Below are 24,696 nucleotides of genomic sequence, written 5' to 3'. Positions count from 1 at the left end.
TACCTATCATAGACGCACTCCCAAGCTCGACCGGTCAGTTGGTTAAATTTGGATATTTCTGATCGATGTGCAATCAGGGCACAGCTATGCATGCAGCGCTGCTTCCTGCGGTTGTGGAATCAGCAATGTTTCATAACTCCACCGTGTCCAGCAGGCAGAAACGCCCAATCTTGCCGCGTTCTCCCGAATCTTTGGTTTATGAATGGCAACCTTGATCTCCTCCAGCATGGGATAGTCACGAAATGATAGGCTGGCGACCTCTGAGGCCAAGGTCTCCAGCAAACGCGTATGCGGCTTACATTGCATAAACGTTGATAACAACGTGCAATATTTGTCGTAGTCGATAATCGATTCGGCCTGGTCAGCTTGCTCACCTGATTTATCATCCTGCCAGGCTGGCCGATAGGACATTTCGATATCCAGTTCGACCGCTTGCTGTTGTTGATATTCATGCGCATGCAAGCCCACAAACGTCATCAAATGTAGCCCTTCGATAAATATTTGCCAGCGGACACCGCTGACAAGATTGTCACTTTTCATGAAAGATGCTCCTCGGGATACTCCTCGACATACTCCCCGCGATGCTCCCTCAGATACTCTTCGGCAGCATCTGCCAGAATGCGCCCAAAATAATCAGCGAAGCTGCGGCGGATTATGACTTCAACATTCCCATTGCCGAGCGGTCGCAGCACGACGCCCGCTTTAAAATAATGACTTTGCGCGCACTGTCCGACAGTGAAAACTCTGGGGTGAAAATCCAAGGGACACCCTTTCTGCAACACGGCGCGGACTTTTTCACCTGACATCACTAGCGTCGTGTTGCCGCTGCTGACATCCACCACTGCGGCGAATTGTCCGGTCAGCAACTTACTTAATGCAGCGTCAAGCACTGGCACCCGTGGTTGGGTTGACTGAATCAACCACTCATTAGGAGCGAGCCAATAAATGACGTAGTCTTCACCTTCCGCAACGGTATTCGGCACTATCGGTAAAACCACCCCGGTTGCCGCTTTGATTCCCGCCAGAAAAACATCGGAATCAACCTCTCCTTTTACATTGATCAATTCCAAAAAAGGTCGCTCGTAAACACTAAAGGCCTGATTGACACCGGACGAAAGCGGCCCCATTACTCCCGCAACGCCGATTAACGGTGATTCCATTTTCACACCGCCGGACAGATTGATCGTCGGCAAAGGCATCTTGTGATCGCCAGCATGGCTATCCTGGGACAGGTGGTTGGCATCATTCAACATGTTGACGAACTCCTTCGACATCGTAAAAAACCAGACTATTAATTTTGGCATTGGCAAAACCGCCCGATGCGGTCGGAACCGTGACGCTCTCGCCCATCTTGCTCAATCCTCCTTTGATCAGCGCAAACGCGATTGAGCGCTGCAAAATCGGGCTGAAGTAACTCGACGTTACGTGTCCGATCATTTTGGTCGATGGGACCTGGCCATCCAGGGGAGCGTTCAAAATCTGCCCACCCTCCGGCAACACATAAGCGGGATCGTCAGTCAACAAGCCGACCAGTTGCTTGCGTCCTTCCTTAACAGTGTCAGAGCGCGTGAGTGAGCGCTTGCCTAGAAAATCTTTGGATTTTGCGCACAAACCACCCATTCCCAGATCAAACGGCGTAACCGAACCATCGGTATCCTGACCGACGATGATGTAGCCCTTCTCTGCCCGCAAGACATGCATGGTTTCAGTCCCATAGGGCGTGATATCAAATTCCTCGCCAGCCGCAATAATGGCATCCCAAATGGTGCGGCCCATGTTTGCAGGTACATTGACCTCGTACGACAACTCGCCAGAAAAACTGATCCGCATGATACGGGTGAAGACCTCCTTGATCGTTCCTTCCCGAAATGACATGAACGGAAATGCTGCATTCGAAAAATCGATGTCCTTGCAGACCTTTTGCAATACCTGACGAGCCTTCGGACCGACCACGGCAAAGGTCGCAAAATGGTCGGTGACCGAGGTCAGGTTAACTTTCAGGTCCGGCCATTCGGTCTGCAACCAGCGTTCCATCCAGTCCAACACCCGTGCGGCGCCGCCCGTAGTGGTACTCATCAGAAAATGCTGCTCCCCCAGACGCACTGTCACGCCATCGTCGAACACCATGCCGTTCTCATCAAGCATAAAGCCATAACGACATCTGCCGATTTCGAGTTTGTTCCACGGGTTGGTATACATCCAATTCAGCAATGTGATCGCATCCGGTCCCTGGATATCGATTTTCCCAAGCGTGGATGCATCCAGTATCCCCACGCTATTACGCGCCGACAAACATTCACGCGCCACCGCGGCGTGCAGGTTTTCATTGCCGCGCGGATAATACCAGGGGCGTTTCCAGTTACCGACGTCTTCGAATAATGCGCCCCGCGCTGCATGCCATTCATGGATGCAGGTCTTGCGAATCGGCGTCAGGAAATCGCCCAATTCGCGCCCTGCTACAGTGCCGAATGTTACCGGCGTATAGTTCGGACGGAAGGTCGTGGTGCCGGTCTCCGGAATGGTCTTGCCCAAGACTTCGGCCAAAATCGCCATGCCGTTAATATTTCCCAGCTTGCCCTGATCGGTGCCGAAACCCAATGCCGTGTAGCGCTTCACGTGCTCAACCGAATGATAGCCCTCACGCGCTGCAAGATAGATATCGGCTGCAGAAACATCATTTTGATAATCGACGAATTGTTTCGGACCGCGCCCGACGCGCTGACGATCTCCCACCAACCATAAAGGCAGAATCGCCGCTTCCGCAATATCGGCCACCTTCCAGGTCGGCACCACCGCCAGCTTGAATCCTAAAACGTTAACCGCGTGTTGTGCAGCGAGTGCCCCGTCACGCAATGCACCACCCAGTTTGAAGTCGCCGTTGCAAGCGCCCACACTGGTTTCCTTTTGCATTGGGGAGCCGGGGACGAAACAGGCTTTGTCGTTATTCCATTGGGCTTTACCACCTGATTGCGCGAAAAGATGCAATACCGGATTCCAACCGCCTGACATTCCGATCAGATCGCAGGAAAAGGTATTTATTGTCGTGCCAGGGACGCCGTCGGCGTGAGTGGTCACTTCTACCGACCTGACGTGCCGCCCGCCTTTGGCGGCGACCACTACCGCATTGTTGATGACGGTGATACCCAGCCGTTTTGCCAACGCGGGCAAGCTACTATCACTGACAGCGCGCGGATCGATCACCACCACTTGCGCCCCAACACTTTTCAGGTCCAGCGCGGCCTGATAGCCGTCATCATTATTCGTGAAGATCACCGCATTGCGACCTGGCAATACGCCAAATCGATGTATGTAAGTGGACACTGCGGAAGCCAACATGATGCCGGGCAAATCGTTATTGCCGAACACGATAGGACGTTCGTGCGCACCGGTTGCCAGAATCACATGCCGAGCCCGGACTTTCCATAATCGCTCGCGCAGTTTCCCACGCGCGACCAAGGGCAGGTGCTCCGTCAACCGTTCTGCTACGGTCAGCAGATTATGATCCTGATAGCCAAAAACGGTACTCCGGGTGAGAACCGTCACCTCCGGCATATTGCGCAGCTCGGCGGCGATATGCGCAGCCCACGTGGTGGCAGCCTTGCCATCAATGACAGCCGGACCGGACAGCAGGCTGCCGCCCAGTTCCGCCTGATCATCGACCAGAATCACCCGGGCACCAGATTTTCCGGCAACCCAGGCGGCCGCCAATCCGGCTGGACCACCGCCGGCGATCAATACATCGCAATGCGCATAGGTTTTCTCATAACGGTCTGGATCAAGCTCGGCAGGTGCCTTACCCAGCCCCGCAGCGGCGCGGATCAGCTCTTCATACTTGCCCCACCAACTGCGCGGCCATTTAAAAGTTTTGTAGTAAAAGCCAGCCGGTATGAATCGTGCAATGAGTTGATTCACTGCCATCCGATCATTTTCGATGTTTGGCCTGGCATTGACACTGGTTGCGGTCAGGTCTTGATAAAGCTCAAGTTCGGTAGCACGGGCGTTCGGCACCGTGTATGCGCCGGTCTCCAGCTGCACCAGTGCATTCGGCTCTTCAACGCCAGCGGTGACGATACCGCGTGGGCGATGATATTTCCAGCTGCGGGCAACAAAATGGACACCATTGGCGAGCAAGGCAGAAGCCAATGTATCGCCATGAAAACCCTGATAGGTTTTTCCGTTAAAGGAAAATGTGACCGGTTGTTGCCGGTTGATTCGGCCGCCCTCCGCCAAACGATGACTTTGCCTGGTTGGCTTGGTACCGACCTCAGAATCTATTGGTGTATGCATCTTAGTTACCGCGTTCATGCTGCGCTCCCTTTGACGACAGCGGTTTCTGCGGACGATTGGGTCGTTGCAGCGTTGGCCTTCCGCGCTGCGCCCTCGCCAAATTTGCTATACCGCAAAAATTCATAGGTTACGGTGTCGCGCTCGGCCATGAACCAGCGTCGACAACCTTGATTGTGCACCCATTGTTCGCGATGTATACCGCGTGGATTTTTACGCATGAAGAGATAATCGCCCCATTCTTTATCGCTTAAATTCTCTGTATTTAAGGGGCGAGCGATATCCGCTTCTCCGCCGCAATGAAATTCGCTTTCTGCACGCGGCCCGCACCAGGGGCAAGTGATCAATAACATGGTGGTTCTCCAGAGTCAGACTATTGTGTTAAAACAGCATTGGTGTATTTTTCAGGACTTAATGCGCTACCGCTGCTGCGCCATGCTCATCGATCAGATGGCCGGTGTAAAAGCGATCGAGCGAAAACGGCGCATTCAGCGGATGCGGGCTATCGTTAGCGATGGTGTGCGCAAACACCCAACCCGATCCGGGCGTTGCCTTAAAACCGCCGGTTCCCCAGCCGCAGTTAAAGTACAGACCCTTAATATCGGTAAGCGAAATAATCGGGCAAGCATCGGGTGAAACGTCCACGATTCCACCCCATTGACGATTCATCCGCACCCGACTCAACACCGGAAACATTTCCACAATCGCCTGCAACGTGCTCTCGATGGTCTGATAGCTGCCGCGTTGCCCATAACCGGTATATTGGTCGACACCCGCCCCGATCACCAGATCACCTTTATCGGACTGACTTAAATACGCATGGACGGCGTTAGACATCACGACGGTATCGATGATCGGTTTGATCGGTTCGGATACCAGCGCTTGCAACGGATGACTTTCCAGTGGTAATCGAATCCCCGCCATGCTGGCAATCAGACTTGAACTACCGGCTGCGACCACCGCGACTTTTTTAGCCCGGATAAACCCCTTGACGGTTTCTACACCGGTTACCGCACCATTTTCGCGGCGAATGCCGGTCACGCCACAATTTTGCAGAATATCGACGCCGCGCGCATCCGCCCCGCGGGCGTAGCCCCAAGCCACCGCATCGTGGCGAGCGACGCCACCGCGTCGCTGAAACGATGCGCCTAGCACCGGATAGTGGCTGTTCAGATTGATGATTGGTACGATTTCCTTGACCTGCGCCGGGGTCAGCCATTCCGCATCAACGCCATTCAGCCGATTGGCATTGATGCGGCGATCTGTATCGCGCACGTCCTGTAATGTATGCGCCAGATTCATCACGCCGCGCTGACTAAACATGACGTTATAGTTCAAATCTTCGGACAGGCCTTCCCATAGTTGCATGGCTTTTTCATACAGACCCGCAGACTCGTCCCACAAATAATTAGAACGAACGATCGTCGTGTTGCGGGCCGTATTCCCGCCGCCGATCCAGCCTTTTTCGATCACCGCGATATTGCGCAGGCCGTGTACTTTTGCCAAATAGTAAGCCGTCGCCAGACCATGGCCGCCACCGCCAATAATGACAATGTCATATTCAGTTTTCGGCTCCGGACTTTTCCAGGCGCGCTGCCAGTTCTCATGGTAAGAAAGCCCGTTACGAATCAAACTGAATATTGAATAATTACTCATGATTTTCCTAAAAAAGGGCTCGCACCGGGTGCAATTTTGGATAGCTGTTTTGGGATGAATGGGTAAGACATAAACTTGGTGGCTTGCGCAGAGTCAACACTCGATGACGTTGACCGCCAATCCTCCGCGCGATGTCTCTTTATATTTGGTCTTCATGTCGGCACCGGTTTGCATCATGGTTTTGATCACCTTATCGAGCGATACATAATGCTTGCCGTTGCCGCGCAATGCCATTCTTGCTGCATTGATTGCCTTGACCGCGCCCATCGCATTGCGCTCAATACACGGAATTTGGACCAGACCACCGACCGGATCACAGGTCATGCCAAGGTTGTGTTCCATGCCGATTTCGGCAGCATTTTCAATCTGCTCGGTACTGCCGCCCTGCACCGACGCAAGCGCGCCAGCAGCCATGGAACAGGCGACGCCGACTTCGCCCTGACAACCGACTTCGGCACCTGAGATAGAGGCGTTCTCTTTGTAGATCAGCCCAATCGCAGCGGCCGTCAACAGGAAAGTCATCACGCCGTCCAGATTGGCGCCAGGCACGAATTTGATGTAATACTGCAATACCGCCGGGATCACTCCCGCAGCGCCATTGGTCGGTGCGGTGACAATTCGGCCACCCGCGGCATTTTCTTCATTGACTGCCATCGCATAAAGATTGACCCAATCCAGCATCGACAATGGATCGTTCAGCGATTCCTCCGAGCGGTTCCGTAATTGTTGCGATAACGCATGCGCACGGCGCTTAACGCGCATCGGCCCCGGCAACTCACCATCGGTGATACAACCGCGCTTGATGGTGCCAGCCATCACGTCCCATATACCCAGCAGCTTGCTGCGAACTTCCTCGGCGCTACGCCAATGCTTTTCGTTTTCCATCATTAGCTGCGCGATGCTCAAACGCTCTTCCCGACAGATTCGCAGCAAGTCATCGCCTGAATGAAATGGATAGCTGACATCGTCTCCGTCAACCGGTCCTGCGTTCACAGACTGGCCTTCCGGGCTAACAACAAACCCACCTCCGACGGAGTAATATTCCTTTTGTGCCAGCAATTCGCCACATTCATCTAACGCCAGAAAGCGCATGCCATTTGGGTGCCGGGGCAGCGATTCACGGCGAAAAAAGAGTAAATGTTCTTTTTCGCTTAAGGCTACGGGGTGGGTCCCATTGAGCAGCAGTTGTTTGGATCGACGTATCTCGGCTAGCCTCGGTTCGACAAAATCCGGATCTATCTGGTGCGGCAAATATCCTTCCAGTCCCAGTAAAATCGCCTTGTCAGTACCGTGACCTTTGCCGGTTGCGCCCAGCGATCCGTATAACTCGGAACGCACCGACCTGGCCTGACCCAGCAAACCAGTCTCCAACAAATACGTGGAAAACTGCGCAGCCGCAATCATCGGCCCGACCGTATGCGAGCTTGATGGGCCGATACCGATCTTGAACAGATCAAATGTACTGAGGCTCATCGCTTGCTTGTATAACAAAAACCATTGCGGGGACCAAGCATCACAACTCCTTGAGGTAGATACGATATTTGAAATGGCGACGACCGAAATCAGATTTTCCCGATCCCGCAGCGGCGTATCCGCTGGGCAAAAACCCGGCAAAACGTCGCTGATTGAGACGCTCGGACTATTCGCTTTTTCTTTGATCCATTCTTGATCCAACAGAACGGCAACTATTTTCCAAAGATGACGGGCGTTTGTATTTTTCCGACAAGGGATGTCGTTTTTGGGGAAGTTTGGCGGCGTTAGCTCCCGCGCGCTCATACCACGAGGGAACTCTCGGCAAATGAGATCTCGCCCACAAATATAAAAAGAGAGGGAATAATGCTGAGAAGAAGGCTAAAGGCAGAAGGCGAAAGGCGAAAGGCGAAAGGCTAAAGGCAGAAGGCAGAAGGCGAAAGGCGAAAGGCGAAAGGCAGAAGGCTAAAGGCAGAAGACTTAGGGCACAAGACCCCATGCAGGCAAGCCTCAAGCCGTTCGGACAGGTTCGGCCCCTAAGAGCCGTCGCGGTAAAGGGCTATTGTAAAATCACCGTCCGATTGGCATTGATGAATAACCTGTGTTCAATAAAATATTGCACCGCCCGCGATAATGCAAGGCACTCCACATCGCGTCCGACCGCCAACAATTTTTCCGGGGTATAGGTATGGTCGACGCGCTCGACCGCTTGTTCAATAATAGGACCTTCGTCCAGATCATCGGTAATGAAATGCGCTGTCGCACCGATAAGTTTAACCCCGCGTTGATAGGCCTGATGATACGGTTTGGCTCCTTTGAAACTGGGTAAAAAGGAGTGATGGATATTAATTGCCTTGCCACGCAATCTGGCGCTGGTCTCTTCTGAAAATATTTGCATATAACGCGCCAACACTATCAATTCTGCTCCGTAACCTTCGATCAGTGACAATACCTCGGCCTCTTGCCGCTCCTTGGTTGCGGGCGTCACCGGTAAATAGTGAAAGGGAATATCGTGCGCCGCCGCCAGCGGTGCCAGATCGGCATGATTCGAAATGATCGCGGTAAAATCCATCGGCAACTCGCCCATTTTCCAACGGAACAGTAAATCGGCGAGACAATGGTCCAGCTTTGAGACCATGACCACCACTCTAGGGCGATGGTGCATATCGTGAATCTGCCACTGCATGCCAAACTGTTCAGCTATCACAGAAAAATCGGCACATAAAGTGGCATAATCATCAGCAACCAGGTCTCCCGTTTGTGTCGACGTTATCTTAGGTGTGCGAAAAATGCATCGTAGAAAAAACGTATGAAAATCATCGTCGTCAAAGACGGCAATTTCTGCAATGTAGCACTGGCGATCAGCAAGGAATTTGACAACGGCAGCAACCTGTCCAACCTCGCTTGGGCAGGATAAAGTAAGGCCGTAAATCGATGTATTTTTCATGGCAGAACCTTTTTATTAAGCGTCATAAGATAATGTAAAAGACTGGCTATGATTAATAGCGCCAGGAGTCAAAAAGAGCTTGATCACGTCATGTCGATCAAGCTCTCTTTTATTTGAAATGGGGCATCCTCCAAGCGTCACCTATCGATGAAATTCCCTGGCGTCCTCCATTCGCTCCATCAGGCCGCGCGCTTCACAAGATTATGCGGATCGATTACAAATTTCTTGGGTGCTCCGGCGTCGAATTGTTCATAGCCTTTTGGCGCGTTGTCCAAGGTGATAACTTCAACCCCGACAATGTCGGCGATCTTGATCCGATCCCATAGAATCGCTTGCATCAATTGCCGGTTGTACTTCATCACCGGCGTTTGCCCGGTGTGGAAACTATGCGACTTGGCCCATCCCAACCCAAGACGTATGCTCAGACTGCCTTTTTTTGCAGCAGGATCGGTAGCGCCCGGATCTTCAGTGACGTACAGCCCGGGAATGCCGATCTTGCCAGCAACCCGTGTGATTTCCATCAATGAATTCAAGACCGTCGCTGGTGCTTCCTCTTGTGCCCCGGCGTGTCCGTGACCGCGCGCCTCGAACCCGACGCAGTCAATAGCACAATCCACTTCAGGGGTTCCCAGGATTTTTTCGATCTGATCGCTCAGTGTAGCATCGAGCGATAGATCAACCGTCTCAAAACCGACGTTGCGGGCGTGGATCAGTCGTAAAGGATTTACGTCGCCGACAATCACCACCGCCGCCCCTAACAAGCGGGCAGAGGCTGCTGCCGCAAGTCCGACCGGACCGGCCCCGGCGACATATACCGTCGTACCTGGCCCCACTCCTGCGGTAACAGCACCGTGGTAACCCGTCGGCAAAATGTCTGACAAACATGTTAAATCGCGGATCTTGGACATTGCCTGATCTTTATCCGGAAAGCGTAATAGGTTAAAGTCTGCATACGGCACCATCACATATTCCGACTGTCCTCCGATCCAGCCGCCCATATCGACGTAGCCATACGCACCACCAGCCCGCGCCGGATTGACGGTTTCACACACGCCCGTGTGTTGTTCTTTGCAGGTGCGGCAACGACCACAAGCGACGTTGAACGGAACTGATACCAGATCGCCCTTCTTTAGCGTTTCAACGTCTGAACCGCATTCAATGACTTCACCGGTGATTTCGTGCCCTAATACCAAACCGGTCGGGGCCGTGGTTCGACCACGGACCATATGCTGATCGGAGCCACAAATATTGGTTGAAATAACTTTTAGAATCACGCCATGCGCAATTTTCCTCCCTTGGGGATTATCCAGTTTCGGAAATGGAATGGAATGTACTTCGACCTTGCCGTCACCGACATAAACGACACCACGATTTTCTGACATATGATCTCCTCCTGATTGGAATCAGAGTGTATATTCCGGTAAAAAAAGTCACTGAACAAATAAAATACGCCAAGTCAGCGAACGATTCTTCCGGAGCGTTACTGGCCTCCTGCTTTATCACGTTATCTCGCTAGTTATCACGCTTTCCTTCACGCTCTATGTCGTTTTTGCATTGACAGCGATCCGGACAATAAAGACAGGAAGCTATAGGGATAGGCCTTATAGTCCGAGCGCTGCTTTGACAACCGGCAATCCGTCCTTACCATCAAACGTCTTGACGCCCGCCAACCATTTATTGAGAACTTCGGGATTCTTTTTAAGCCATGCTTTTGCCGCCACTTCAGGATCAGTTCTGTCCATAATCGGTAACATCACCTGATTTTCCATGTCGGTTGTGAAGTGCAAATTCTGGGCTAGCTGTCCGGCATTTGGGCAGCGCGTTTGATAATCGGCAGGGATAACGGTATAAACTTTTGCCTCACCGTAGTTGGGTCCGAACACGTCATCGCCACCGGTTAGAAAACTAATCTTCTGTTGAACGTTCATCGGATGCGGTTCCCAGCCGAGGAATACGATCCATTTTTTTTGCTTTACCGCACGACCCAGCTCAACCATCATTCCGGCTTCACTTGACTCAATTAACTTAAAACTTTTCAGGTTGAATTCGTTTTTTCCGAGCATCTTCAAAATCACCGCATTGCCATCATTACCTGGCTCAATACCATATATTTTTCCGTCAAGTTCTTTGGAATATTTGGCGATGTCGGCGAATGTTTTCAGGCCAGCGTCGAAGACGTAAGTCGGCACGGCAAGTGTATATTTGGCCCCGGTCAGGTTAGGTGCACCTAATACCTTGAGCTTATTGTCTTTCAAAAAGGGGGCGATCATCGGGTCCATCGTTGGCGACCAATAGCCAAGAAATATATCGATCTGCTTATTTTTTATCCCGGCAAAAGTGATCGGCACAGAAGCGATCGTTTTCGTTGAGTGATATCCCAGAGCGTCATACACCACCGAGGCCAGACCGGTGGTGGCCGCAATATCGGTCCAGCCCACATCGGCAAAACGGACATTTTTACAAGCTTGAGGTTCGCTCGCAGATGCAGCATTTGCCAGGGCTAAAGCGCCCAGTGTCCCCATAGCGATACCGACGACATGAGCGATGCGAACGGCGACCGCACGATTAAATGATTTCATTCATATTCTCCGAACAAAGAGCTTACGTGCGCACCCATAAACTGGTGCCAAAAGTGGACATGTTTTTCGATCTACTGATTTGGAGAATTGTTTATTACCCGAGCCAGCATTGACGGGCCAACATAGGCGCGTCGTCCAATACCCATAAATTACACGCGGTTCATCGCGCAACGTGGATAGATTGCGACATGCTATTGTCCATCAGCGTCAAAAATATTTTCCAGATCGGATCGCTCAGGTAAACCGATGGCATCGAGCAAGGGTAAGTGGTCGGCGGCAGCAAGAAACGGATGATGCAAGTGGCGCTCACCGCTTGGAGACCGACCGAACTGATTGCGGTAGGCTTTGCTGAAATGGCAGGACGACTGAAATCCGCATGCTACGGTGACGCTCATAATCGACATGGCGGTCTGAAGCAACAACTCGCGGGCGCGTCGCAACCTCAGTTGCAAGTAATAATGTGTCGGGGTGACATCAAGATAATATTTGAACATACGCTGTAACTGGCGTTGTGATAAGCCAACCAGCCTCGCTATCTCATCAAAAGGCAAGGTCTCTTCAATATGCGACTCCATCAAACGTGCGACTTCAATTAACTCCTTCCGACTAAATCCCAATCGCGCCGCAATCGGAATATGTTGCTGATAGGTGCTATCTCTTATGCGTTCAAGAATGAATTGCTCTGAAATTTCGGCCGCTAACGTTTTACCAAAGCTGGCAGCGGTCAGGTGCAACATCAGATCAATCGGGGCGGTGCCGCCAGAACAACTCAATCGCTCCCGGTCAATCGCAAATAAGCCTTCAGAGAACTGCACCTTGGGAAATTCCTCACGCAGCGCAGAAATATTTTCCCAATGTATCGCGCATTGATAACCGTTCATCAGACCGGCTTTGACCAATGCATAGCTGCCGGTGCAAATTCCTCCCAGCTTGACGTTGGACCGTGCCAGTTTTAACAGAAATGCACTCAGTTTTTCATTGACGGCATCATGAATATGCACGCCACCACAAACAAATAAAACGTCCGGAATACCGGCTTGCTCCAGCGTCAGCGTCGGCGATACCGGTAAACCATTACTAGCTGGCACAGACTGGCCATCCAGGCTAATCACGGACCAGCGATAAAGAGGCTGTCCGCTGATGTAATTCGCCATACGTAATACTTCGATTGCGCTAGAGAACGCAATCATCGAAAAGTTCGGAAGCGTCAGAAAGCCAAAATGCGTGGTGCCACCAAATTTTGTGACCTCGGTACGATTGTGAGCGGCCGTTAAGCCGGCAGGCTGCAGTAAAACTGTTACCGGTACTTGTTGCGACGCCATGTGGTCTCCGTCCGTCATCCACTTTATGCGCGGGAGAAGTCCCCCGCCCATTCAAACGTTTTCACCGCTCCCGACGTTCTGCTAAGGCCGGGTCAGCTGAGCGCCCGCTGTCTGGCTCTCAGCTTCACTGTTGGCCGCCGCAGCGCGGTGTTTGCTGAACATTTTTCGCACCTTGGAGAATCGTTGTACCTTGCCTGCTTCTGGCGTGGTACCAAAGCTTTCCGTAATCCGATCCAGTATAATCGCCAGCAGTACAACACTTAAGCCGCTTTCAAACCCGAGCCCTATATCGAGGCGCTGAATACTCGCCAGCACATCGTTACCCAGTCCTCCGGCACCCACCATCGACGCTATGATCACCATCGACAGGGCCATCATAATAGTTTGATTAATGCCCGCCATTATCGATGGTAACGCATTTGGAAACTGCACTTTGTAAAGAAGTTGCCAAGGCGTGCAACCAAAAGCCTGGCCGGCTTCAATAATCTCGTTATTGACATGGCGAATACCCAACGCGGTTAAGCGGACGGCCGGTGGCATCGCAAAGATGACGGTTGAAATTATTCCGGGTACGCGGCCTAGGCCGAACATCATCGCCGCTGGTATCAGATACACAAAGGCAGGCATCGTTTGCATTAAATCGAGTATTGGTCGCACGACCATCGCGACCCTTTTGCTATTCGCAGCCCATATGCCCAGAGGAATGCCGAGCGCCAGACTGATGAGCGTGGCAGAAATAGTGAGGCCGAGTGTCACCACCATTTGATCCCAGAACCCGGTTCCAATAATTACCAAAAATGCAATTAACGTGAACAGTGCAAACTTGAAACCGACCCGCCAGACGCCCATCACAATGAAGAAGCCCACCAAAACCCAAATTGGAAGAATTTGTAAACCGTGTTCAATGGATTCGGCAAACCAGCTGATTGCGCTGCCAAAGGCATCGAAACTGTTACCGTGCTTGTCGAGAATATAGTGGACACCGTGATCAACCCAGCGTCCGAGTGGAATTGTGTCAGACATGGGAAGCCTCCGGTTTGGATAACGCTTGAAGAATCATGGATTGACTGATCGCACCGCAATAACAGCCGTTTTCGTCGACCACGGGAAGTGGGACCGGGCTGACGATCAATTTACCCATCACCACATGCAGGGAGGTTCGATAGTGAATCAATTCGACCTTCTGCAACGTTAGCGGTTGCAATACCCCACTGGCGTCAGCAAATCCTCGCGTAGGCACGATCCCCTGCACTTTACGTTCTTCATCGACCACAAAAGCAAAGTCGGAACCACTGCTGGCGTAAAGATGCGGATTTACTTTTAGGTCTTCAGTTGATCTCAGTAACGGGATGGTATTCGATTGCATCAGATCACTCGCGGTCAGATACCGGCTGGTATCGACACCATCAAAGAAAGCACGCACATATTCTTCTGCTGGATTATCGATAATTTCTTGCGCAGTGCCGACCTGGACCAGGCGCCCACCTTCCATAATGGCAATACGCGTTCCGATTCGAAACGCCTCTTCCAGATCATGTGAGACAAAAATAATCGTGCGACGTTGCTCTTTTTGCAACTCCAGCAAGACATCCTGCATTTCTTTGCGCTTTAACGGATCGAGTGCAGAAAAAGCCTCATCCATGATCATCAACGAAGGATTCACTGACAAGGCTCGCGCCAGTCCCACCCGTTGCTGCATGCCACCGGATAATTCACAGGGCAGTTTTTGCGCAAACGGTGCCAGTCCGACTTGCTCCAGCACTTTCATCGCCTGACGTTCGCGATCCTTTTTGGAAATCCCGGCAACTTCAAGACCAAAAGCAGCGTTCGACAGCACGGTCCGATGCGGCATCAGGGCGAATGATTGAAATACCATGCTCATATCGCGCCGACGCAAATCGATCAATTCCGCTTTAGACATCGCTGCCACGTCCTGACCATCAACCCAGACGCTGCCGGCGCTTGGGTCGACCAACCGATTTATCAAACGAATCAGGGTGGATTTACCCGAACCGGAAAGTCCCATCAACACGAATATCTCGCCCTCCTGTACCTCGAAGGAGACATCCTGAACGCCCACCACTTGTCCGGTCTCAGCAAAAATCTTATCCTTTGAATATCCTTTTTTGAGCAACCTCAAGGCTGTTTCGGGCGTACTACCAAAAACTTTGTATAGATGGTCAACGACCACTTTTCCTGATTTCATCAATTGCCTCCTGATCGATCATTCGCTGCTACCGCGATATTATCCTCGCCGACGGTAGATGGGCATCACTTTGTACTGTTTTCCGTTACATGGTGAACGTCGCAGACTTGCCTGTGAGGGGATCACTGCGTCCTGCCTGACATCCAAAATCATTATTATTATCCTGTCGTAAATCGCGGATAAGCGATTGAAAGGGGCGTTATAAGCACCGTTGCAGGCACCGTTATAGCCCGTCTGTTCGACCAATAAAAACGCTTTATAACTTAGTACCATAGTCGCCAGAAAGGTTTTGCACCGGATGAAAATTTGCGACAACCACTTATTCAAAAACGACGGCAACCTCGTCGCGCGATGACCAACGCTGTGTTAGCGAGGGCAAACAATCAAATCACCTCTAAACCTTATCGCATTTACATCTTTGTACGTCGCAATCTTTCTGCCAGATACGCCAGGCCTCCGTCGCCATAGACGAACGATAGTTGCGGACCCTCCAGCCCCCAACAGCGCCCACCGGCACCGCAATGCGCTGTCGTAACTGGCCTGTTTTTTGTCGTTTTTGCCATCATCAAAATAGATTCGCTGCAGCAATAATTGACACCTTGGTGCGCAAGGCCCGACTTTTTGTATTGATGTGCTTATGCCATCAGTCGATCGCCATCCAGACCGCTCAACCGGATTGCATGCGCTCATCCGAACGCCGATATCGGCTAATCTATAGGGAGTCAATTATGCGTAAAAAATTATTAAAATATCCAACATTGCCAAGGCCAACCATCATCTGTGCTGCTGCGACGCTCGCCTGTAGCTTACACCTGACTGCGTTTGCGCAGCAGGCCGTCAATAGCGCCGCGGACCCTACCAGTGCGGCTGCCACGATAGCACCGGAAGCGACTCCCGCACTCGTGTCTCCATGGTCCGCCAATGTCACGCTGGCCTCGCAATATGTATCGCGCGGCTTCCGCCAGACCTGGGGCAAGCCAGCAATTCAGGGCGGAGTCGATTACACGCATCCCAGCGGATGGTCGGCAGGCACCTGGATGTCAAGCGTCAGCGATCATTTCATTGAAAACGGCACGGTTGAGTGGGACTTATATGGCGGTTATTCCGGCACCATCGGCGATTTAAGTTATAGCGGTCTGTTGTACTATTACGTTTATCCCGGTGCAGAAATGTCGTTCGCCAAAACTAAATATAATTACGGCGAAGTGGTTGCCTCCGCGACGTATAAATGGCTGAACGTCAAATATTGGCTCACTTATACGCCAACTTATTTTGGCGATGATAGCAAAACGTTAGGGGTTGGCGATAACAAAAATAGCCAGGGGTCCGGTTATCTCGACATTAACGGGAACTTTGACCTCAGCCACGGTTACACGCTTCTTTTACATTACGGTTATGAACGGGTCCAAAACTTCTCCGCCTATAATTTTCAGGATACGCGCGTCGCAGTCTCCAAAGCACTTGATGGCGCCTGGACGTTGACCGGCGCCTTTACTAAAGGTTGGGCCAAGAATGGTATTTATGCGCACTACACTACGGGCGCGCTGAATTCAGGTGGTGTCGCTGATGTATCGAACCCGCTAGCCAGTACGTTTTTGGTGTCCGTCACAAAAACATTTTAATGCCCGCTCATTAGGGACTACTAAAAACCTCACTTTAAAAATCCAGCATCTGAAGCAGAATAAAACCACGCAATGCGACGCAAACAAAAAAACGTACCATCTTTATTCAAGATGGTACGTTTTGATCAATTTATCGACAAAGAATCACATAATAAGATGCGCGTCAAAAGCTCATCAGTTCGCTACTTGTAACCATTCCTTGACGCGTTCAGGATGGGCGGCAATCCATTTATCAGCTGCAGCCTCTGGCTTTTCACCATTTTGAACAGCCAGCATCACGCTATCAATCTCGCCCGGCTTCCAGGAGAAATTTTTCAACAGATCGTTAACCGGTTTTGCCTTCGTTGCGAGCCCTGGATTTGCAACGCTATCCACGTGTTCTGCGTCTCCGTATACGTTTTTAGGATCTTCCAAAAACTTTAGCTTGTATTTGGCAAACATCCAATGCGGAACCCAGCCGGTGACAGCGATCGGCTTATGCGCCCGGATTGAACGATCCAGTTCGGCCGCCATTGCGCTACCCGAACTCGCCATCAACTTATAATCCAGTCCGTAATCCTTAATTGCCTGCTCAGTCTTGATCATTACGCCAGCGCCGGCGTCAATACCGACGATGCGCCCGTCAAAAGCAGCTTTTTGCGCCTGCAAATCCCCTACCGTTTTTGCGGTCACGTATTCCGGCACGATGAGACCGATTCTGGCACCATGGAAATTAACGCCCAGATCAACAACTTTGTCTTTAAGTTTATCGTAATAAGCACCATGGGTTGCTGGAAGCCAAGCAGACATGGTCGCATCCAGATCACCGCGAGACACGCCTTGCCACATCAAACCCGCATCGACCGGCACCAGTTTGACTTCATAACCCAGATTTTTACGCATGATCTCGGCTGCGACAAAAGTCGTGGCGACGCTATCTGCCCAGCCTTGTACGTAGCCGATGTTGATTGTCGGTTTAGTATCCGCAAGCGCCAAACCCGACATCGCCGTGATGCCTAAACCGAGACTCAACCAACACAGCTTTATTAACAGGGCATTTGAATGCAATTTCATTGAGAGCCTCTTTGAAGTGTAATAGGGTACGTTAGAATTTTTTGAACCGTCGGCATTCAAGAATGTTCACTTTCGCCATATTCATCATCGTCTATCGGCCGGTGTAAAAGCACGCTTTTTGCGACGAAATTTGGGTCAATTACGACGTAATTATTCATTCAATCAGTTGAATATCAACACAAATTTGAGCGCTAACTTTCCTTTTATTTGTCGATCACAAGATCAGTCAACGGTTTGCTGCAGCAAAGCAAAACCATGCCCTGATCAATTTCGCGCTGACGAATTCCGCCCTTATGCTGCATGGTGACCCGCCCTGAAATTAATTTCACCTTGCAAGTTCCGCACATGCCCTGGGCACAAGATGACGCAAGCCTGACTCCAGTGGCACGCGCCGCTTCCAGTACATGTTGTTGCGCGCCACAAACAATTTCACGACTACTCTTTTGAAACATGACTTTAAAACTACCGACCTCTGGCGATTCAGTCAGCAAAGCCAGCGCGGCAACTTCGGTCGACGCTGTGGATGCCGCCATTTCCAACGCAATGGTTGGAGCAGGATCGAGATGGGGCGCAGTTACAACTCCTGGCAAGGCTTCATGCCCGGTTTCAAGCACCGTTTTATGCACGGTCCCATGCACCGACAAGCGCACCTCCTCCCGGACATCGCCCTGAACTTCCTCCGGCAGGCTCTCGAAAGAAAAGCTCTCCTCGTGATAATGGTGGCGATCAAACCCGGCCACATCCAGCATGGCGCGCACCGCCCTCATATACGGCGCGGGTCCGCAAACAAAAATTTCACGCTCCATAAAATCAGGCGCCATCAATGTTAATGCTGGCAAAGACAGCATACCGGTCGGCCCATGCCACTCCCGCCGCGCTCCCAGACGTTCGCAAATAAAGCGGGTGCGGAAGTTTTGCTGATTGCTCGCAATGAGAGCCAACTCACGTTCAAAGATGATGTCATCCGGCGTACGCGCACTGTGAATGAACGTAATGTCACGATCATCCGACAGATCGTGATGGGCGCGCGACATCGACATCAACGGCGTAATACCAGAACCAGCAGACAAAAACAGATATTTCTCGGCAGGAACAGTGACGCAGGTGAACTCACCCGCAACACCTAAAACGCGCACGCTATCCCCTGCTTTCAGATTGTCGTGCAGCCAGTTTGAGACCGGGCCGTTAGGAACACGTTTCACGGTAATCGAAACGGTGTGCGGCCGACTCGGCGACGATGAGAGCGTATAACAACGGTTAAGCTGTTCGCCGTCAATCTCCAGCTCCAGCGTAATGAACTGCCCGGGCTGATATGAAAATCCGCTGTTATCCGGTGCCGCAAAAATAAAACTCTTGACGTCATGTGTTTCCGCTCGCACTTGAACACAGGTGAGCGTCTCCTGGAGTTCGCCATTCCAAGGCAACGGCAGCGCATCCCAAAAACGCTCGCCATTGATTCTTTGAATAATTTTCTGCATACCTGCCTCTTGCAAAACGTGTTTTACAGACGTCCGCTTCTCCACACACATGTCCATACCCGGCTCCGGCAATACGTTAGGATTTGATAAATTTGATCGGTTTAACCGATTCGCCGGATTCGCTGAACTGGTCGGATTCGATGGCTTCGCTCAGACGGTTGATATACCATTTGCAAAATTTTTCCACTAAGCCTTCCGTATAGGGTGAATAAGGACCCGGTTCATACGCGTCACTACTAGCACCCTTTTGCGACAACTCCACCAGCATCTTGTCCTGATCATTGGTTGCATTCCATACGGCTGTAAGATTATCGAGTTGATAATCGATGCCTTCGCGAGCATCTTTCTGGACCAACCATTTGGTCCGCACCAGGGTTTTTTCAGCGGAAATTGGCAATACCGAAAAGCTGACAATGTGGTCGCTCATGAAGTGATGCCAGGAATTCGGTTGGGTCCAGAACGACAACCCACCAAGATCCGCACGATCGAAATCACCAAGCAAGATGCCAGAAGCAACCCGTCCATCTAATGTCTGGGATTCACCGCCACGATCCAAAGGCAAGCGCTGTGTTCGAAAACCGGTCACCAGATCGTCCAGACGATCAATTTCTTTCGATGGCAAATTTGCGCTTTCCCACTGCGCGCTGCGTTCGGCAGCCAACCGCGTAAATTCTTCAACTTGTTCAATATTGTTCGGGGCTGGCTGATAGCCAAAACCGTATTCGAATAGCGATGCGGTTAGTTCCGGATGGTTGGTCGCGCAGTGATAACACTCACGATTATTTTCCATCGTCAGTTTCCAGTTACCCTCTTCGATCAGATCAACCTGCTTAGCGATCTTGCAGTTTTGTAACGCATGCGGTGCCAGATAAGGCATCATCGCTTCCCGCATCACCGAAAAATCCTGCGGCGGCACTTCGGCCAGACAGATAAAAATCAGCCCTGCCAGGTTTTCGACATGCACCGACTTCAGATGATGCTCGCTATGGATAAACTGGTCGCCCATATGTTCGGCATACAGTAGTTCCCCCGACAGGTTGTAAGTCCATTGATGATACGGACACACCAGATTTCCGACTGAACCTTTATGCTCCGAACAAAGACGAGCGCCACGATGGCGACAAACGTTGTGGTGTGCGCGCACTGACATGTCATCGTCGCGCAGGATGACGATAGAGTTCCGGCCAATCTCAATCGTCACATAATCACCGGGCTCTGGAATATCGGGATCGATGGCGACTTGAATCCAGTGCTTGCTGAATATTTCTTTGATGTCCAGTTCAAAAATTTCCGGGCTTAGATAAAAAGCCGCATCCAGGCTGTGGCCCTTCAGACGGTTGGCCACCAAATCTTGAGTCTGTTTGGATACTTTCAATTTCTTCTCCATGAATGCATTTATGGAATAACACGCTGATTAACTCAGATTTAGGAACAGAACGTTCTCTGGAACCAAGTTTTTCACGTTAATAATCGACAAGACGATGCTCCCGCAAATAGGCCAGTATCGCCTGTGCTTTTTCGCTGGTGCTGCCCTCCTGAATTATCTTGCCACCGCGACTTTCAGTGACCGTCGCTGAAAGCATGCGGGCATGCCCTGAGCGTTTTTCTTGCGCAACCAGCTTTAGTGGTCTGGCGCTGGCCGGTGCCTGAGTCCAGTCCTGCGGAGAATGCCCGGATACCGACATCTCCGCTAGCTGCGGTTGCGGAGGCGGTTGCTGTCGCTCAATAGCGCCATTTCGCAAGTTAGCATAGGCGTAGCGCGCATTTGATGGCGCTAGCGGATGCACGGTCAGAAGTGCCGGCAAGCTTACAACGATGGTGCGGCGGCGGCCCTTTGGCAAAAACTGCTGCAGCACGACATCATTTATACCAACGCTTGAGTCGGACGTAATCTCCATCACGTCAGCGACCAGCGGGAGGCACAATTGACTTGCTAATAAGTAGGGAACGAGGCCGGTTTCTTCGCCAGCTTCGGCCCGACCGCCGCACAGAATCAAATCATAGTTTTCCAGCGCTTGTTTGAGCGCCGGAATAACGTCCTCATCGACATGGCATGCAACAACTTTGATGGTTTTAGCGCCGAGCGCCAGATAATCTGATAACGCCGAATTATCGGGATCACCGGCATGCATAATGTCCACGTTGATGTCTGCCGTTGACTGCGCCAGCGTGACCGCCATGCTCAGTGCAGCCGCGTCGTTACGGCTATAGCGGGCCATGCCGCTGACAGGGTGACGGCCGACCGAGACCAGAACAGCCACTTTTTTCAATGGACGATTGTGAACGCTCATGTTGCGCTCCCTGCACCAATATCTATGGCGTGGACATGACCGATATCAACGTTCCGCGCTAATTTTATTTCCGCCATCAAGGCCGCGATCACCGCATGCGCATCATCGATAATACTCAGATCAGCCCGCTTTATCATCGGCGCACTGGCATCCAGATTAACGGTGATGACGTGGCGACAATCTTTGATACCTTGCAGATGCTGGACCGCACCCGATATACCGAAAGCCATATAAGTGCTGGCGCTCACGGTCTTCCCAGTGGCACCAATTTGTTGCTCACGGCCAAATTTACCGGCATCAACTGCCACTCGGCTGGCGCCAATCGCCGCGTCAAGTACGCTTGCTAAAGCATTGAAAGCCGCAACATCATCGACGCCGTTCCCGGCCGCTACGATAAAGTCAGCTTCGTCGAGCGCCATTTGCGATGCTGCCAGTAATTCGATGCCGAGGTCGCGGTAAAGCGTCGAATCCTTCGCAGAATTGACAGCGGCCGCGTTGATCGTGGCAGCCAGCTTCTGGTCGGATTCGCCCCGTCCTATAAAGGGCAACCGAGGATCGACGGCATCCGGTGCCAGCATGATAATCCGTGATAAGTTGCGACGTGCTATCACGGACTGTTGCTGACGATAGGTTGCTAGTCCAGCCGGATTGATTTCAACAACGTGGGTCGCAATGCCGCTAACGGCACCGCCGGTAGCGTCGGTTTGCGCCAATCTGGCACCCAGCCGTCTTCCCAGATCTCCCCCCGCAAGCGGGCAATCGGGCATGAAAATGTGTTCGGGTTGCACAGTCTCGATCAGGTTGCAGAGCGCCGCCAGTTCCTGTTCAGGTGCAAAAATGTGGCTGCCATATTGCGGCAATACGACGACCCGATCAACGCCTAAAGTCGCACTGTCGCCCTTTAATCCACCGAAGACCAGCAACACTACTTCGGTTGCGGCATCGGCCAGCAGCGCCGCTGCTGCAATGACCTGACGCGCATGTTCGTCCAACGTCCCCCGATCACTATGCGCCACGGCAAGTAACGACTTCAGCGCCAACTCTGTTGTGCGCAATGGCTTTGCCTGATGATGTGTTTGCCCACTAATCATTGACAAACCGCTATCCAGATCACAGGAACCGTCGGGATCGATCAGACCTGGAACGATCCTTCTTAACCCAGCGGCGGTGACCGTGAAAGGACGCCGTGGATTTATTCGCTTATTTATTTGCCGATTTATTTGCTGATTTACATGCTGATTTGTCTGCTGATTTGTCTGCTGATTTGTCTGCTGATTTGTCTGCAGATTTAGCCGCTCAATAGCGTCACTTCCTGTCTGTAATGTCGTTTCCATCTAGGCCTCCAAAGCCGCAGCGACCAGCTCTGCAATATCGCGTATCTCGGGGCGCGGTCCCACGACACCTTCCAGCATGGCGGTGCAGTTGGGACAACCGACGACGACGGTGTCAGCCTTAACGGCGCGCGCGTCGTGAATACGAATATCGGGAATTCGCTGCTTGCCGGGAATATCAGTCAGCGGCGCGCCGCCACCGCCGCCGCAACAACGCCCACGCTTACCGTTTCGCTCCATTTCATGCAAAGGTATGCCGAGCAGAGTCAGCAATTCACGCGGGGCCGCTGTCTCACCGTTATAACGGCCAAGATAGCAGGGATCGTGATACGTAAAGCGCTGATCGGTATCGACCGCAATCCGCGGTGTGATCTTCCCCTGTTGCGCCAATGCGGCCATGAACGTGGTGTGGTGAAGCACTTCGTAACGCCCACCAAATGCCGGATATTCATTGCGTAAGCAATGCATCACGTGCGGGTCCGGAGTCACGATGCGTTTGAAGGACAGCGTCGATAGCGTACCGATCAAGCGAGCGGCCAGCGATTGGAAGGTTGCTTCATCGCCTAAGCGTCGGGCCACATCGCCGGTATCCGTTTCCAGTGCGCCAAGTATCGCGAAATTCACACTGCCCGCTTGTAATACTTTGACGAGCGCTCTTAAGCTGCGTTGATAGCGCATGTCAAAGCCGCCCTCACCGACGATTAACAGCACATCTACCGGCGTTTCAGGCGTAATCTGGGCAACGTTCAGGTCGATAGACCAGTTGTAGCGCACAGTGAGATCAAACCCACCAGCCGTTGCTGTCTCACGCAAATTGGCCAACACTTCAGGCCCTTTTCCCGGCACCGCGCCATCTTCCAGCGTTAAGTTGCGGCGCAGGTCGACCACTGCATCCACGTGCTCAATCAACATCGGGCACTCTTCAACACAAGCGCGACAAGTGGTGCAGGACCAAATAGTGTCTGGTGAAAGCAATCCAGGAAAAATCGCCTTCTGCGGAGCGCCTTGATGCTGGCCCAAAGGAATTCCCGGATACGGACTGCCCGCAAAACTGGTATCGCTGCCACCTGCCATCCCTAGCACCATGTCCTGTATCAGTTTTTTTGGATTCAACGGTTGACCCGCCGCAAATGCCGGGCAGGCGGCTTCGCATTTTCCGCATTGCACGCAGGCATCAAAGCTCAACAACTGATTCCAGCGAAAGTCTACCGGCTTGCGCACACCGAGCTCACCTTTATCGAGGGCCAGCGGCTTAAGTGCGGTCGGTGGCGTGCCCCGTTTTGCTACTTCGGTATGCGACTGCTTTGCGCAGAAACGCTCAGGGCGCGGGTGAAATGCCAGGTGTAATAAGCCTGCCAAAGCGTGTTTCATCGGACCTCCCCGACCGATCCCGACCGTCAGGTTCCACGCACCAAAGCCCAACAGCAACACCGTTACCGCTGCCGTCAGTCCCGATACGATGCCAACCGGCAACAAACCCATCAGCAACAAGCCCAACGCTAAAATGCCGAGCACCCACGGCAAGCGATTCCAGGCACCAAGCGACAAACGTGCAGGAGGTTGACGGCGGCGATGCCAGACAAAGATCACACCGACCAGCATCACCACAGCAAATAACGCAATGCCCGCATTTAATAGCGGCCAATACAGCATGAAGCCGTAATTAACCGCCACCAGCGCCATCGCAGCTATTGCCCCGCCCGCAGTGGCAATGTGCGTCCGCGCGATGTAGGGATCGCGTGCCACCACGTGATGCAGGTCAACAAAATAGCGCTTGGGGATCGCCAACAGCGCGATCCACTGCACCGGCGCTGCCGACCCGGTGCGGCCAGCGCGCCACAATGCGGCCCTACGCATCAGGCCGGACAACAACCCCACCAGCGCTATCCAGAATAGGGCAGTAATGATGGGATTAAAATTAACCATTGTCAGGTTTTGCACAGGGCCAAGATTGATG

General features: G+C 52.1%; 19 protein-coding genes. 1 reads left to right on the top strand and 18 read right to left on the bottom strand.

The window, feature by feature from the left end; translation table 11 throughout:
* Positions 1-84 precede the first annotated feature (84 nt).
* The 12 genes from JQN73_RS15275 to JQN73_RS15220 all read right to left on the bottom strand — a co-directional run bounded on the left by JQN73_RS15275 (position 85) and on the right by JQN73_RS15220 (position 14,964).
* Positions 85-540, bottom strand: a complete 456-nt coding sequence (locus tag JQN73_RS15275; protein ID WP_205319709.1) for a dihydroneopterin aldolase — start codon at positions 538-540, stop codon at positions 85-87.
* Positions 537-1,199, bottom strand: a complete 663-nt coding sequence (locus tag JQN73_RS15270) for a sarcosine oxidase subunit gamma (RefSeq protein ID WP_205323397.1) — start codon at positions 1,197-1,199, stop codon at positions 537-539. Before JQN73_RS15270 ends, JQN73_RS15275 begins: the two co-directional genes overlap by 4 nt.
* Positions 1,200-1,242: 43 nt before the next feature.
* The gene (locus JQN73_RS15265; protein WP_205323396.1) at positions 1,243-4,287 is read right to left on the bottom strand and encodes a sarcosine oxidase subunit alpha family protein; all 3,045 of its coding nucleotides are present in this window, start codon (positions 4,285-4,287) and stop codon (positions 1,243-1,245) included.
* 14 nt (positions 4,288-4,301) lie between these two features.
* Complete coding sequence (locus JQN73_RS15260) at positions 4,302-4,637, bottom strand: sarcosine oxidase subunit delta (protein WP_205319708.1); 336 nt, start codon at positions 4,635-4,637, stop codon at positions 4,302-4,304.
* Positions 4,638-4,695: 58 nt separating this feature from the next.
* Entirely contained in the window at positions 4,696-5,940 is a 1,245-nt protein-coding gene (locus JQN73_RS15255) for a sarcosine oxidase subunit beta family protein (protein WP_205319707.1), read from the bottom strand.
* A 93-nt stretch (positions 5,941-6,033) separates the two neighbouring features.
* On the bottom strand, positions 6,034-7,413 hold the full coding sequence (locus JQN73_RS15250; protein ID WP_205323395.1) for an L-serine ammonia-lyase: 1,380 nt from the start codon (positions 7,411-7,413) through the stop codon (positions 6,034-6,036).
* Positions 7,414-7,969: 556 nt separating this feature from the next.
* Positions 7,970-8,857: a formyltetrahydrofolate deformylase gene (purU, locus tag JQN73_RS15245; protein ID WP_205319706.1), complete on the bottom strand. Its 888-nt coding sequence runs from the start codon at positions 8,855-8,857 to the stop codon at positions 7,970-7,972.
* A 179-nt stretch (positions 8,858-9,036) separates the two neighbouring features.
* On the bottom strand, positions 9,037-10,239 hold the full coding sequence (gene fdhA, locus JQN73_RS15240) for a formaldehyde dehydrogenase, glutathione-independent (RefSeq protein WP_205319705.1): 1,203 nt from the start codon (positions 10,237-10,239) through the stop codon (positions 9,037-9,039).
* A gap of 219 nt (positions 10,240-10,458) precedes the next feature.
* Entirely contained in the window at positions 10,459-11,379 is a 921-nt protein-coding gene (locus JQN73_RS15235; protein ID WP_240162581.1) for a choline ABC transporter substrate-binding protein, read from the bottom strand.
* A gap of 248 nt (positions 11,380-11,627) precedes the next feature.
* Complete coding sequence (locus tag JQN73_RS15230) at positions 11,628-12,758, bottom strand: GlxA family transcriptional regulator (RefSeq protein ID WP_205319703.1); 1,131 nt, start codon at positions 12,756-12,758, stop codon at positions 11,628-11,630.
* Between the two features lie 81 nt (positions 12,759-12,839).
* Positions 12,840-13,781 carry a choline ABC transporter permease subunit gene (choW, locus tag JQN73_RS15225; RefSeq protein ID WP_205319702.1) on the bottom strand — a complete coding sequence of 314 codons (942 nt, stop codon included), beginning with the start codon at positions 13,779-13,781 and terminating at the stop codon, positions 12,840-12,842.
* The gene (locus tag JQN73_RS15220) at positions 13,774-14,964 is read right to left on the bottom strand and encodes a glycine betaine/L-proline ABC transporter ATP-binding protein (protein ID WP_205319701.1); all 1,191 of its coding nucleotides are present in this window, start codon (positions 14,962-14,964) and stop codon (positions 13,774-13,776) included. Before JQN73_RS15220 ends, choW begins: the two co-directional genes overlap by 8 nt.
* A 728-nt stretch (positions 14,965-15,692) precedes the next feature.
* Between JQN73_RS15220 and JQN73_RS15215 the strand changes: the two genes are divergently transcribed.
* On the top strand, positions 15,693-16,586 hold the full coding sequence (locus tag JQN73_RS15215; RefSeq protein ID WP_205319700.1) for a TorF family putative porin: 894 nt from the start codon (positions 15,693-15,695) through the stop codon (positions 16,584-16,586).
* Positions 16,587-16,760: 174 nt separating this feature from the next.
* Here JQN73_RS15215 and JQN73_RS15210 read toward each other — a convergent pair whose 3' ends face one another.
* The 6 genes from JQN73_RS15210 to JQN73_RS15185 all read right to left on the bottom strand — a co-directional run bounded on the left by JQN73_RS15210 (position 16,761) and on the right by JQN73_RS15185 (position 24,665).
* Positions 16,761-17,639, bottom strand: coding sequence for a glycine betaine ABC transporter substrate-binding protein (locus JQN73_RS15210; RefSeq protein ID WP_205319699.1), 879 nt, complete (start codon positions 17,637-17,639; stop codon positions 16,761-16,763).
* A gap of 203 nt (positions 17,640-17,842) precedes the next feature.
* Positions 17,843-19,117 carry an FAD-binding oxidoreductase gene (locus JQN73_RS15205; protein ID WP_205319698.1) on the bottom strand — a complete coding sequence of 425 codons (1,275 nt, stop codon included), beginning with the start codon at positions 19,115-19,117 and terminating at the stop codon, positions 17,843-17,845.
* 76 nt (positions 19,118-19,193) lie between these two features.
* A complete protein-coding gene (locus JQN73_RS15200) occupies positions 19,194-20,504 on the bottom strand; it encodes an SRPBCC family protein (protein WP_370551246.1) in 1,311 nt (436 codons plus the stop codon).
* 76 nt (positions 20,505-20,580) lie between these two features.
* Positions 20,581-21,408 carry an electron transfer flavoprotein subunit beta/FixA family protein gene (locus JQN73_RS15195; RefSeq protein ID WP_205319697.1) on the bottom strand — a complete coding sequence of 276 codons (828 nt, stop codon included), beginning with the start codon at positions 21,406-21,408 and terminating at the stop codon, positions 20,581-20,583.
* Positions 21,405-22,499: an electron transfer flavoprotein subunit alpha/FixB family protein gene (locus JQN73_RS15190; protein ID WP_240162579.1), complete on the bottom strand. Its 1,095-nt coding sequence runs from the start codon at positions 22,497-22,499 to the stop codon at positions 21,405-21,407. The genes JQN73_RS15195 and JQN73_RS15190 overlap by 4 nt, the downstream gene beginning before the upstream one ends.
* 243 nt (positions 22,500-22,742) lie before the next feature.
* On the bottom strand, positions 22,743-24,665 hold the full coding sequence (locus JQN73_RS15185) for a (Fe-S)-binding protein (protein ID WP_205323392.1): 1,923 nt from the start codon (positions 24,663-24,665) through the stop codon (positions 22,743-22,745).
* Between the last annotated feature and the right edge of the window lie 31 nt (positions 24,666-24,696).

This window comes from Glaciimonas sp. PAMC28666 (genome assembly GCF_016917355.1).
In the GTDB taxonomy this organism is placed as follows: Bacteria; Pseudomonadota; Gammaproteobacteria; order Burkholderiales; family Burkholderiaceae_D; genus Glaciimonas.
The sequence above is the reverse complement of the archived record's forward strand: the minus strand, read 5'-3'. Positions and strand labels throughout refer to the sequence as shown.